Origin of the sequence: Sphingomonas sp. Leaf23, from assembly GCF_001421585.1 — a bacterium.
Taxonomy (GTDB): Bacteria; Pseudomonadota; Alphaproteobacteria; order Sphingomonadales; family Sphingomonadaceae; genus Sphingomonas.
Window position 1 is genome coordinate 197,584 of sequence record NZ_LMKR01000002.1, and the last position, 11,793, is coordinate 209,376.

Annotated in this window: 11 protein-coding genes; 9 read left to right on the forward strand and 2 right to left on the reverse strand. The window is 66.8% G+C overall.

Annotated elements, in window-relative coordinates; all coding sequences use genetic code 11:
- Window positions 1-54: 54 nt before the first annotated feature.
- Both ASE67_RS04730 and pabB read right to left on the reverse strand, forming a co-directional pair.
- Window positions 55-1,254, reverse strand: a complete 1,200-nt coding sequence (locus ASE67_RS04730) for a pyridoxal phosphate-dependent aminotransferase (protein WP_055757346.1) — start codon at window positions 1,252-1,254, stop codon at window positions 55-57.
- A 38-nt stretch (window positions 1,255-1,292) separates the two neighbouring features.
- Window positions 1,293-3,047 carry an aminodeoxychorismate synthase component I gene (gene pabB / locus ASE67_RS04735; RefSeq protein ID WP_200922186.1) on the reverse strand — a complete coding sequence of 585 codons (1,755 nt, stop codon included), beginning with the start codon at window positions 3,045-3,047 and terminating at the stop codon, window positions 1,293-1,295.
- Between the two features lie 85 nt (window positions 3,048-3,132).
- Between pabB and ASE67_RS04740 the strand changes: the two genes are divergently transcribed.
- The 9 genes from ASE67_RS04740 to ASE67_RS04780 all read left to right on the forward strand — a co-directional run bounded on the left by ASE67_RS04740 (window position 3,133) and on the right by ASE67_RS04780 (window position 11,620).
- Window positions 3,133-3,792 (forward strand): MBL fold metallo-hydrolase, encoded by a 660-nt coding sequence (locus ASE67_RS04740; RefSeq protein ID WP_055757348.1) that lies wholly within the window; start codon window positions 3,133-3,135, stop codon window positions 3,790-3,792.
- Between the two features lie 233 nt (window positions 3,793-4,025).
- On the forward strand, window positions 4,026-4,205 hold the full coding sequence (rpmF, locus tag ASE67_RS04745; RefSeq protein WP_055757350.1) for a 50S ribosomal protein L32: 180 nt from the start codon (window positions 4,026-4,028) through the stop codon (window positions 4,203-4,205).
- 27 nt (window positions 4,206-4,232) lie between these two features.
- Entirely contained in the window at window positions 4,233-5,264 is a 1,032-nt protein-coding gene (gene plsX, locus ASE67_RS04750) for a phosphate acyltransferase PlsX (protein WP_055757351.1), read from the forward strand.
- Window positions 5,261-6,223 carry a beta-ketoacyl-ACP synthase III gene (locus tag ASE67_RS04755; RefSeq protein WP_055757354.1) on the forward strand — a complete coding sequence of 321 codons (963 nt, stop codon included), beginning with the start codon at window positions 5,261-5,263 and terminating at the stop codon, window positions 6,221-6,223. The genes plsX and ASE67_RS04755 overlap by 4 nt, the downstream gene beginning before the upstream one ends.
- Before the next feature lie 73 nt (window positions 6,224-6,296).
- Window positions 6,297-6,596: an integration host factor subunit alpha gene (locus ASE67_RS04760; protein WP_055757356.1), complete on the forward strand. Its 300-nt coding sequence runs from the start codon at window positions 6,297-6,299 to the stop codon at window positions 6,594-6,596.
- 10 nt (window positions 6,597-6,606) lie between these two features.
- Window positions 6,607-6,963, forward strand: a complete 357-nt coding sequence (locus ASE67_RS04765; protein WP_055757358.1) for a MerR family transcriptional regulator — start codon at window positions 6,607-6,609, stop codon at window positions 6,961-6,963.
- Between the two features lie 211 nt (window positions 6,964-7,174).
- On the forward strand, window positions 7,175-9,694 hold the full coding sequence (locus tag ASE67_RS04770; RefSeq protein WP_055757360.1) for a penicillin-binding protein 1A: 2,520 nt from the start codon (window positions 7,175-7,177) through the stop codon (window positions 9,692-9,694).
- 56 nt (window positions 9,695-9,750) lie between these two features.
- Window positions 9,751-10,878, forward strand: a complete 1,128-nt coding sequence (prfB, locus tag ASE67_RS04775; protein ID WP_055757362.1) for a peptide chain release factor 2 — start codon at window positions 9,751-9,753, stop codon at window positions 10,876-10,878.
- A gap of 1 nt (window position 10,879) precedes the next feature.
- A complete protein-coding gene (locus ASE67_RS04780) occupies window positions 10,880-11,620 on the forward strand; it encodes a class I SAM-dependent methyltransferase (protein ID WP_156347743.1) in 741 nt (246 codons plus the stop codon).
- Window positions 11,621-11,793 lie beyond the last annotated feature (173 nt).

An 11,793-nucleotide genomic window follows, 5' to 3' on the forward strand; every position in this document is an offset into this window, starting at 1 on the left:
ACAATCCGGATCGTGATAGGGACCAGCCCCTAATAGTCCGTTTCTACAGCAGAATTACCGCAGCGCGGCACAGGCCGTACGGATACGTACACAGGCTTCGCGAAGCAGGTCGTCCGACGTCGCATAGCTGATCCGCATCGCGGGCGAGAGGCCGAACGCCGCGCCCTGCACCGCCGCGACCCGTGCATCCTCCAGCAGATAGCCGACGAAATCCTCGTCGGTGTCGATCCGCTTGCCGCCCGGCGTCGTCTTGCCGATCAGCCCGGAAATGTCGGGATAGACATAGAAGGCGCCTTCGGGCGTGGGGCAGGTGACGCCATCGATCGCGTTCAGTTCGGCCACCACCAGGTCGCGGCGGCGCTGGAATGCGTCGTTACGCTCGGCCAAGAACGACTGGTCGCCGTTCAGCGCGGCGACGGCGGCGGCCTGTGCGATCGAACACGGGTTGCTGGTCGACTGCGACTGCAGCTTCGCCATCGCCTTGATGAGCCACGCCGCGCCACCGGCATAGCCGATGCGCCAGCCGGTCATTGCATAGGCCTTCGAACAGCCGTTCACCGTTAGCGTACGATCGTACAGGCTCGGGTTCACCTCGGCGATCGTCGCGAATTCGAAGCCGGGATAGACGATGTGCTCGTACATATCGTCGGCAAAGATCCAGACGTGCGGGTGCCGTTCCAGCACCTTGCCCAGCTCGCGCAGTTCGTCGCGCGTGTAACCGGCACCGGTCGGGTTGGACGGCGAATTGAGGATGACCCACTTCGTCCGCGCAGTGATCGCCCCTTCGAGCTGTTCAGGCGTGATCTTGTAGTTCTGGTCGGCCCCGGCAGCGATGAACACCGGGGTGCCGCCGGCGAATTGCACGACGTCGGGATAGCTGACCCAATAGGGCGCGGGCACGATCACCTCGTCGCCGGTATCGACCGTCGCGATCAGCGCGTTGAACAGCGTGTGCTTGCCCCCGACGTTCACGCAGATCTGGTTCGCGGCATAGGTCAGGCCGTTGTCGCGCTTGAACTTGGCGGCGATCGCTTCCTTCAGCTCGGGCGTGCCGTCGACATTGGTATACTTCGTCTTGCCGGCGCGAATCGCCTCGATCGCGGCGTCCTTCACGAAATCGGGCGTGTCGAAATCGGGTTCGCCGGCACCCAGGCCGATGACGTCGACGCCCTGCCGCTTCAGTTCGAGGACCTTCGACGTGATGGCGAGGGTCGGCGACGGGTTGATGCGATCGAGCGCGGCGGAGGGCTTCATGGGACGTCCGATGCTGAGAAGGAACAGATGGCGGCGCTCTAGCCCTCCCGATCCGCCTCCGCAACCAACCGCGCACGAATCAATCCGCGAACCGCGTTGCCGATGTAAAATCCTTGCGCCAGATCGGCCGGAGCCAGCGGCATTTCGACCGCCTCGCCCCGCGCGATCAGTTCGCCGCGCAGTACGCCCGGCAACAGCCCGTGGTCGAGCGGCGGGGTCAGCAACTGCGCGCCGCCATCGACGAAGATCGAGGTGAAGCTGCCCTCGGTCAGCTCGCCGCGGTCGTTCAGGAAGATCGTTTCGAAACATCCGGCGGGCGGGGCGGGCCAGAAGCGGCGGTCGCTGGTCTTGTGCGCCAGGCGCAGGTCGCGCGCGTCGAGCGGCAACGGGGCCAGCGCGACATCGACCGCCCCGGCCGGGGCGGTGGGCAGCGGCGTGACATCGACCGCGATCGCTCCACTGCGCGACAGCAACAGCCGCACGCGCGATGGGATCCGCAGGCGAAAGGTCGCCGCCTGCAATTCGTTGCGCGTTGCATGCCGGTCGAACGCAAAGCCCAGCGCGCGGGCGCTGTCGGTCAGCCGCGCCAGATGCCGCTCCAGCAGCGGGATGCCGCTATGCGGATCGAACGCCATCGTCTCGATCAGGTCGAACCGCGCCGTGGGAACGTCGAGGAAGCGCGCCTTGGCCAGACATTCGCGCCATTCGGCGTCGGCCACCGAATCGGCGACGACCCCCGATCCCAGCCCCAGCGTTGCGTGGGATGCGCGGGCGGGCAGGTGCAGGGTGCGAATCGCCACGTTGAACGACGCGTCGCCCGCGGCGTCGATCCAACCGATCGACCCAGTATAGATGCCGCGTGCGCGTCCCTCGACCAAATCGATCGCCTGCATCGCGCGCCGTTTGGGCGCACCGGTGATCGATCCGCAGGGAAACAGCGCCGCCAGCGCATCGACGGCATCCTTGCCGGGTGACAGCTCGGCGTTGACCGAAGAGATCAGCTGATGGATGCTGGGATAGGTTTCGACGACGAATCGCTCGGGCACCCGCACGCTGCCCGGTTTCGCGACGCGCGACAGGTCGTTGCGCATCAGGTCGACGATCATCAGGTTTTCGGCGCGCTGCTTGGGGTCGGTCGCCAGTGCTTGCGCCGCGGCTCGGTCCCGCGCCGGATCGGGATCGCGCGTCGCGGTACCCTTCATCGGCCGCGCGGTGATCCGGCCGCCCTCGACCGTAAAGAACAGCTCGGGCGAAAAGGACAACAGCCAGTCGGTGCCGGTCCACACCACCGCGCCGTGCCCGGCAGCGGCGCGCGGGCGGATCGCGGCATAGAGCGCCAGCGGATCGCCGATGACCGGTACGCGCGCGCCGAAGGTCAGGTTCGCCTGGTAGATATCGCCTGCCGCGATCAGGTCGAGGATGTCGGCACAGCGCACGGCATAGTCGGCGGCGGTGATGTCAGGCGCGACCGTCCCGACCCACGCCCCCGCCGGATCGGGCAGATGGTCGCCCAGATCAACCGTCTCGGCCGCGTCGAACACCCCGAACCACAACAGCGGCCCGTCGCCGCGACGCTCCGGCGCCCCCGGCACCAATGCCGCCCCCGCTTCATAGGTCAGATAGCCCGCAACGCTTTTCCCCGCCGCCGTCGCCGCCTGCAACGCGGTCAGTGCGCCGGCGACCTCGCTTACCCGGTCGGCGCGGATCAGGCGCGTTGGTGCGCGGTACAGCCGTGCGGTTCTGCCCGGCCGGGCATCGTCGAACAGCACGAAGGGCCGGGTCGTGTCGAACATCCGCCCACGCTTGCCGGTTGCGCGCGCGCGGGGCAAGCATCGTGACACCTTTGTGTACGCAGCGTTAAGCGATATGGCCTGTGCCATGACCCCATCCCCGATCCGCGCGGCGATCATTCCGGTGACCCCGCTCCAGCAGAATTGCACCCTCCTGTGGTGTACGAAGACGATGCGCGGCGCGTTCGTCGATCCCGGCGGCGACCTGCCGCGCCTGCTCGCCGCCGCCGAGCAGCAGGGCGTGACGATCGAGAAAATCCTGCTGACCCACGGCCATATCGACCATTGCGGCGAGGCGAAGCCGCTCGCCGACCAGCTGGGCGTGCCGATCGAGGGCCCGCACGAGGCGGATCGCTTCTGGATTGCGCGGCTGGACGAGGACGGCAAGCGCTGGGGCCTGCGCGGTGTCCCGTTCGAACCCGACCGCTGGCTGGTCGAGGGCAACACGGTGACCGTGGGCGAAGCGGTGCTGTCGGTGTACGAAACGCCGGGCCATACGCCCGGCCATGTGATCTTCTTTCACGAAGAGGCCCGATTCGCGCTGGTCGGCGACGTGCTGTTCCAGGGATCGATCGGCCGCACCGACTTTCCGCTGTCGGATCATCAGGCGCTGCTCACCTCGGTGGTCACCAAGCTGTGGCCGCTGGGCGACGACATCGCCTTCGTACCGGGCCATGGTCCCGGCAGCACCTTCGGTCACGAACGCGCGACGAATCCGTTTGTCGGTGACGCGGTAATGGGTAAGTAGCGCCGCACCATATCCCCGCCTGCGCAGGGATATCGTCGGCGTTGATGGCGGCAAAGCCCAACCCAATGCTTGCAACCGCGCACGAAAACGCTATAGGCGCGGTTCGCTTCGCGACCAGCCTGTCTGCCGGTCCGGCGGGTCGCCGGTCGCAGTTATGCGGTTCGGCACTTGCCTGGGCCGCGTCGTCAGTTGGTAGCGAAACCAACTGATACCCAAGTGATAAAGGTGCCGAAATGGCAGTTCCCAAGAGAAAGACCTCGCCCTCGAAGCGCGGTATGCGTCGCAGCCACGACTCGCTGAGCATCGAGTCGTTCCAGGAATGCCCGAACTGTGGCGAACTGAAGCGTCCGCACAACCTGTGCACCGCTTGCGGCCATTATAACGGTCGCGAAGTCGTCTCGGTCGAAGCGTAAACCGCTCAACCGGACAGGAAAGCACGCATGGCTGACGGTTCCTGGATCGCCATCGACGCGATGGGCGGTGACGAGGGGCTTGCCACCATGCTCGCTGGCGTCGCCCATGCCCGGCGACGCCACGAATCGATGCGCTTCCTGCTGGTCGGTGACGAGGCGGCGATTCGCGCCGGTCTCGAATCGCACCCGAACCTCAGTGCCGCGTCGGAGATCGTCCACGCGCCTGAGGTCGTCGGCTCTTCCGACAAGCCCAGCCAGGCGATTCGCCGTGCGAAAACCACGTCGATGGGTATCGCGATCAACCTGGTGAAGCAGGGTCGCGCCGCCGCCGCAGTGTCGTCGGGCAATACCGGCGCGCTGATGGCGATGGCGAAGCTTGCGCTGCGCACCATGCCCGGCATCGATCGTCCGGCGCTGGCGGCGCTGCTGCCCAGTCTTGGCGACAATGATCTGGTCATGCTCGACCTTGGCGCCAATGCCGAGTGCGACGCCCGCAACCTCGTCCAGTTCGCGGTGATGGGGGCAGCCTATGCCCGCACCGCGCTCGACCTCGAAAGCCCCCGCGTCGCGTTGCTGAACATCGGCACCGAGGAGCTGAAGGGCATCGACAGCGTGCGGGAGGCGGCAGCCACGCTGCGCGCATCGCCGCATCTGCCGATGACCTTTTCGGGCTATATCGAGGGGGATCGCTTGTCGCGCGGACAGGTCGATGTCGTCGTGTGCGACGGTTTCTCGGGCAACATCGCGCTCAAGACCGCCGAGGGTACGGCACGCTTCGTCGGCGACCTGCTCAAGCGCGCGTTCCGTTCGTCGGTGCGTTCGAAGATCGGGTTCCTGATTTCGAAGCCCGCGACCGACCTGCTGCGCCATCATCTTGACCCCAACAACCATAACGGCGCGGTCTTCCTTGGCCTCAACGGGTTGGTGGTGAAGAGCCATGGCAGCGCCAATGCGATCGGCGTGTCCAACGCGATCCAGGTCGCCGCGAAAATGGTCCGCGACGACCTGACCCGCAGCATCGCCAGCGATCTGGCCGCAATCGAGGCACAGGCAGCATGATTCGCGCGATCGTCACCGGCACCGGATCGGCGCTCCCCGCCCATCGCGTCTCCAATGCCGAACTGGCCGCGCGGGTCGATACCACCGACGAATGGATCGTCGAGCGCACCGGCATCCGTTTCCGGCACATCGCCGCCGAGCATGAGACGACCTCGACGCTCGCCACCGATGCCGCGCGCGAAGCGATCGCCGCCGCGGGCCTCGACCCCGCGCAGATCGACCTGATCGTGCTGGCGACCGCCACCCCCGATCAGACGTTTCCGGCAACTGCGACCAAGGTGCAGGCGGCGCTCGGCATCGACGATTGCGTCGCGTTCGACGTGGCGGCGGTGTGTTCGGGCTTCCTCTATGCGGTGCAGGTCGCCGATTCGATGCTGCGCGCCGGCGTTCACGCCAAAGCGCTCGTCATCGGGGCCGAAACCTTCAGCCGCATCCTCGACTGGGAGGATCGCACGACCTGCGTCCTGTTCGGCGACGGCGCGGGCGCGATCGTGCTGGAGGCGACCGAGGAGGCGGACGGGCGCGGCATCCTGTCGACCCGGCTCCACGCCGATGGCCGCCACAATGGCCTGCTCTATGTCGATGGCGGGCCGTCGACCACCGGCACCGTCGGCAAGCTGCGCATGAAGGGCAAGGAAGTGTTCCGCCACGCGGTGGTGAACCTCGCCGCCGTCATGGGCGAATCGCTCGAGCTGGCCGGGCTGACCCCGGCCGATGTCGATTGGGTCGTGCCGCATCAGGCCAATGCCCGCATCCTCGATGCGACCGCGCGCAAGCTGAACCTCGCGCCCGAAAAGGTCGTCGTCACCGTCGACCGCCATGCCAACACGTCGGCCGCCTCCGTTCCGCTCGCGCTCGACGTCGCGGTGAAGGACGGCCGGATCCAGCGCGGCGATATCGTCGTGCTGGAGGCGATGGGGGGTGGCTTTACCTGGGGTGCCGCCGTAGTACGTTGGTAATCCTTTCGTATTTTTGAATCTTCGTATACGCCGTGCTAGCGCTTCGACATTGTTCGAAGGGGAAGAAGAACCGATGGCAACCGATGGCACGCTGACCCGCGCGGATCTCGCCGAGGAAATGCACCGTGAGATCGGCCTTTCGCGCGCCGATTCCGCCCGCGTGGTCGAACAGATTCTCGGCGCGATGTGCGAAGCCCTGTCCAAGGGCGAGAACGTCAAGATTTCGGGCTTCGGCAGCTTCGTCCTGCGTGACAAGGGCGAACGTGTCGGCCGCAATCCCAAAACCGGCATCGAAGTGCCGATCGCGCCGCGCCGCGTCCTCACCTTCCGCGCCAGCCAGATGATGCGCGACCGCATCGTCGCGGCGAGCTGATCGGGTCGGATTGGCGCCCCCCGTCGACAAATCGGCCGGCGCCTATCGCTCGATCGGGGAGGTCGCGCGTGAATTGGGGGTACCGCAGCACCGGCTGCGCTATTGGGAAGGGCGCTTCCCGCAGATCAAGCCGCTGACCCGTGCCGGCGACCGCCGCCATTACCGGCCGGAGGATGTCGCGCTGCTGCGCCGTATCCACGGTCTGCTCGGCGAACAGGGCTATACCGTGCGCGGCGTGCAGCAATTGCTGGCGCAGGAGGCGAAGGCCCCGCTGCCGGTCGCCCCGGCCCCGCGCCGCGCCGCGCGTATCACCGAACTTCGCGCTGTCCGGGCGTTGCTGTCCGACGCGCTGGCGGCGGATCGATGACGCTTGTTGCCTGTTCACCCCGTTCGTCCTGAGTAGCCGCTGAGCTTGTCGAAGCGGCGCATCGAAGGACCGTCGCCACCAGTGCTTCGATACGGGTCTTTGACAAGCTCAGCCCCTACTCAGCACGAACGATTTCACATGTCGTGGCATGTTCGCCGTCGCGCGGCCTCTCCCTTTCCCCCACGCCCAAACCTGCTAAACCGCGCGGGCGATGAGCGTATCCGACACCGAAGCCACCCCCGACACCGCGCGCCCCAGCCGGCGCGCCCGTTTCGCCCGTATCCGGCGGCGGTGGTGGTTCCGCCTGCCTGCCGTCGCGCTGCTGCTGGCGGGGATCGGCGTGTTCCTCATCTGGCTGCTGCTGTGGCGCACCTTACCGTCGGTCGATTCGCTGCGCGCCTATGAACCGCCGCTGCCGACCAATGTGCGCGGAATCGAGGGCGATCCGATCCACAGCTATGCCCGCGAACGCCGCGTGCAGCTGTCCTATGCCGAATATCCGCCGCTGTTGGTCCGCGCGTTCCTGGCGGCCGAGGATCGGACCTTCTTCGAACATCACGGCGTCGATTATCCCGGCATTGCCGCGGCGATGTTCAGCAACCTGACGCGCAGCGGCCGCCCGATCGGCGCGTCGACCATCACGCAACAGGTGGCAAAGAACCTGCTGCTGACCAATGAGGTCAGCTATGTCCGCAAGGCGAAGGAGGCGCTGCTCGCCTATCGCATCGAAAGCGCGCTGACCAAGCAGCAGATCCTCGAACTCTATCTCAACCAGATCGCGCTCGGCCGCAACGCGTTCGGCGTGGAGGCGGCGTCCCACGCCTATTTCGGCAAGGAACTGCGCGAGCTGACGCTGCCGCAAATGGCGTATCTTGCGATACTGCCCAAGGGGCCGTCCAACTACACGCCCGAGCGCGGCTATGACCGCGCGATCAAGCGGCGCAACTGGGTGCTGGGCGAAATGGAGCGCAACGGCTTCATCACCGCGAGCCAGCGCGCCAGCGCGGTCGCCCAGCCGCTCGGCACCATCCCGCGGCAGACCCCGCGCAAGGAAACCGCCGGCGGCTATTTCATCGAGGAAGTCCGCCGCCAGCTGATGAACCAGTTCGGCGAGAATGCGAAGGACGGTCCGTATAGCGTCTATGCCGGCGGGTTGTGGGTGCGCACCTCGCTCGACCCCAAGCTGCAGCAGGATGCGCAGGATGCGCTGCGCGCCGGCCTCATCCGCTTCGATTCGGGGCGGGGCTGGTCGGGCCCGCTGAACAAGCCGCGCGCGGAGGTCGACGAGGATAATTGGCAGTCGGTGCTGCTCAACACCAACATCGCCCTCGATTATCAGGACTGGCAGGCAGCAATCGTCATCGCAAAGGATAGCGGCGAGGCGCGGATCGGCTTTGCCGACGGGCGCACCGGCGTCCTGCCGCGTGGCAATGCGGTGATGCCGGTGCGCGGGGTCGGCGGCACCGCCTTTGCCGCGATCCAGCCCGGCGACATCCTTGCCGTCGCGCCGGCCGGCTCACAATGGTCGTTGCGTTCGGTCCCGCGCGTGTCGGGCGGCATGGTGGTCGAGGACCCGCGCACCGGCCGTATCCTCGCGATGCAGGGCGGTTTCGACAGCCGTATCCAGTCGTTCAACCGCGCGACGCAGGCGATGCGCCAGCCCGGATCGACGATCAAGCCGATCGTCTATGCCGCTGCGCTGGAAGCGGGGATGACCCCGGCGTCGATCATCGTCGATGGCCCGTTCTGCGTGAACCAGGGCGGCCGGCTGGGCCAGAAATGCTTCCGCAACTTCGGCGGCGGCGGTGCCGGCCCGCACACCATGCGCTGGGGCGTCGAGCAGTCGCGCAACCTGATGACGGTGCGCGCAGCGGCACAGACCGGCATGGACAAGGTCAACGACCTGATCCAGCGCGTCGGCGTCAGCGACGAGAAGTTTCCGCCGTACCTGTCCTATGCGCTGGGCGCAGGGGAGACGACGGTCATGCGCATGGTCAACGCCTATTCGATCCTGGCGAACCAGGGGCGTGAACTCGACCCCACCGTCATCGATTTCGTGCAGGACCGGCGCGGCAAGGTGATCCTGCCTGAAAACTGGCGTGCCTGCGACCGCTGCAACGCGCCCGACTGGGACGGCAAGCCGATGCCCCGCCCGCAGATCAAGGCGCGGCAGGTGGTCGATGCGATGAGCGCGTACCAGATGGTGCACATCATGGAAGGCGTGATCCAGCGCGGCACCGCGACCACGCTGCGCGACCTGAACCGGCCGATCATGGGCAAGACCGGCACCTCGACCGGGCCGACCGACGTGTGGTTCGTCGGCGGATCGCCGCAGATGATCGCCGGGCTGTATCTGGGCTTCGACACGCCGCGCAACCTGGGCGGTTATGCACAGGGCGGCACGATCGCCGCGCCGATCTACAAGAGCTTCGCGGTCAAGGCGTATCAGGACATGGAGGTGCTGCCGTTCCGCGCACCGGCGGGCATCCGCATGGTCCGCATCGACCGCGCCAGCGGCCGCCCGGTCTATGGCGGCTGGCCGACGACCGATCCCAAGGCCGGGATCATCTGGGAAGCGTTCAAGCCGGAGACCGAGGCACGCCGCGCCACCGGACGCCTTGGCGAAGCGCGCGCGCCCGTCACCCGCGATCCGACCCGCGCCGCGCGCCCCGCGCAACAGGCGCAGCCGCGCGACAGCGACTTCTTGCAACGCGAAGGGGGAATCTACTAGCGCGCCGCCCATATCGGCGGCATTCCCCCTGATTACTTATCCCCGGAGTTTTCCCCATGCGCGCCGAAGCGCAAGCCCATGTAGACAAGATCAACGATGCCCTCGCGCTGCTGCGCCGCTTCCTCGACTGGGACCGCGCGCTGCGCCGGCTTGACGAGCTGAACGCGCGCGTCGAGGATCAGGCATTGTGGAACGATCCCAAGGCCGCACAGGACGTGATGCGCGAACGCCGCCGGCTGGACGAGGCGATCACCGCCACCCGCGACATCGAACGCGACCTGTCCGACACCGTCGAGCTGATCGAGATGGCCGATGCCGAGGGCGACAGCGAGATGGCCGAGGAAGGCGTCGCGAACCTCGCCGAACTGGCTAAGCGCGCCGACCATGACAAGGTACAGGCGCTGCTGTCGGGTGAGGCCGATGGCAACGACACCTATATCGAGATCAACGCCGGTGCCGGCGGGACCGAGAGTCAGGACTGGGCCGGCATGCTGCAACGCATGTACACCCGCTGGGCCGAACGTCGCGGCATGAAGGTCGAACTGGTCGACCAGCATTCGGGCGAACAGGCGGGCATCAAGTCGGCGACGCTGCTCATCAAGGGCGAGAACGCCTACGGCTTCGCCAAGACCGAGGGCGGGGTCCACCGCCTGGTCCGCATCAGCCCGTATGACAGCGCCGCGCGCCGCCACACCTCGTTCGCATCGATCTGGGTCTATCCGGTGATCGACGACAATATCGAGGTTGAATATAACGAAAGCGACCTGCGCATCGACACGTATCGCGCATCGGGTGCCGGTGGTCAGCACATCAACACCACCGATTCGGCGGTGCGTATTACGCATATCCCGACCGGAATCGTGGTGCAGTGCCAGAACCAGCGTTCGCAGCACAAGAACAAGGCCGAGGCCTATAACCAGCTGCGCGCCCGCCTGTACGAGCGCGAGCTGGCGATCCGCGAGGCGGAGGCCAATGCCGAAAACGCGACCAAGACCGACATCGGCTGGGGCCATCAGATCCGCTCGTACGTGCTGCAGCCGTATCAGATGGTGAAGGACCTGCGCACCGGCGTCGTCTCGACCGCGCCGGGTGACGTGCTCGACGGCGCGCTCGACCCGTTCATGGCCGCCGCGCTGTCGCAGCGCGTGACCGGCGAATCGGTCGATGTCGAGGATGTCGACTGAGATGCGCCACGCCCTTCCGCTTGCGCTGCTGATGCTGGCCGGCTGCGACGCGACGCAGCCGAACCCGATCGCCAATGCGCAGCGGGAGGACAAGCCAGTGTTCCCCCGGGCCGACCGGCCGGTGGCGACGATCGTGTCGGCGCGCTGGTCGACCGAGGAATCGCGCGACCGGCTGAACGAAGCCGAACTGGTGATGGACAAGGCCAGCATCGCGCCCGGCATGACCGTCGCCGATATCGGCGCGGGCGAGGGCTATTACACCATCCGTCTCGCCCAGCGGGTCGGTGCCGACGGCCGGGTGCTGGCCGAGGATATCATCCCGCAGATTCGCGACGCGCTGGCGCAGCGCGTGGCGCGCGAACGGCTGGATAATGTCAGCGTCCGGCTGGGCGAACCGGACGATGCGAAACTGCCGATCGGCAGCTTCGACCGGGTGCTGATGGTGCACATGTACCACGAGATCGCCGAGCCCTACGCGTTCCTGTGGAACCTGCGTCCCAGTCTGCGTCCCGGCGGGCAGGTAGTGGTGGTCGACGCCGACCGCCGCACGCAGAACCACGGCACCCCGCCGGCGCTGCTGAAATGCGAATTCGAAGCGGTCGGATATCGGCTGGTCGAGCTGCAGAAGATGCCCTCGGCCGGCGGCTATATCGCGATGTTCACGCCGGACGGGCGACGCCCGGAACCGAAGAACATCGTACCGTGCCGCGTGCCGGCGGCGACGCCTGCGGCCAAGGGCTGAACTCTCTCTCCCCAGCGCGCTTCCGTTTGGTTCGAAGCACACGGGGGAATCGGAAAACGAGAGCGGAGCGTAGGCAGCGAACCTATCCCCACCCGTCACCCCGGGCTTGACCCGGGGTCCCGCTTCTTCCTTCGTCGCCAACCGCCAACAAAGCGGGACCCCGGATCAAGTCC

Bases quoted from the DNA above. Each gene is read 5' to 3' on its own strand.
- prfB (WP_055757362.1), top strand. From the start codon at position 9,751: ATGCGCGCCGAAGCGCAAGCCCATGTAGACAAGATCAACGATGCCCTC.
- ASE67_RS04755 (WP_055757354.1), top strand. From the start codon at position 5,261: ATGATTCGCGCGATCGTCACCGGCACCGGATCGGCGCTCCCCGCCCAT.
- ASE67_RS04760 (WP_055757356.1), top strand. From the start codon at position 6,297: ATGGCAACCGATGGCACGCTGACCCGCGCGGATCTCGCCGAGGAAATG.
- rpmF (WP_055757350.1), top strand. From the start codon at position 4,026: ATGGCAGTTCCCAAGAGAAAGACCTCGCCCTCGAAGCGCGGTATGCGT.
- ASE67_RS04740 (WP_055757348.1), top strand. From the start codon at position 3,133: ATGACCCCATCCCCGATCCGCGCGGCGATCATTCCGGTGACCCCGCTC.
- ASE67_RS04770 (WP_055757360.1), top strand. From the start codon at position 7,175: ATGAGCGTATCCGACACCGAAGCCACCCCCGACACCGCGCGCCCCAGC.
- pabB (WP_200922186.1), bottom strand. From the start codon at position 3,047: ATGTTCGACACGACCCGGCCCTTCGTGCTGTTCGACGATGCCCGGCCG.
- ASE67_RS04780 (WP_156347743.1), top strand. From the start codon at position 10,880: ATGCGCCACGCCCTTCCGCTTGCGCTGCTGATGCTGGCCGGCTGCGAC.
- plsX (WP_055757351.1), top strand. From the start codon at position 4,233: ATGGCTGACGGTTCCTGGATCGCCATCGACGCGATGGGCGGTGACGAG.
- ASE67_RS04730 (WP_055757346.1), bottom strand. From the start codon at position 1,254: ATGAAGCCCTCCGCCGCGCTCGATCGCATCAACCCGTCGCCGACCCTC.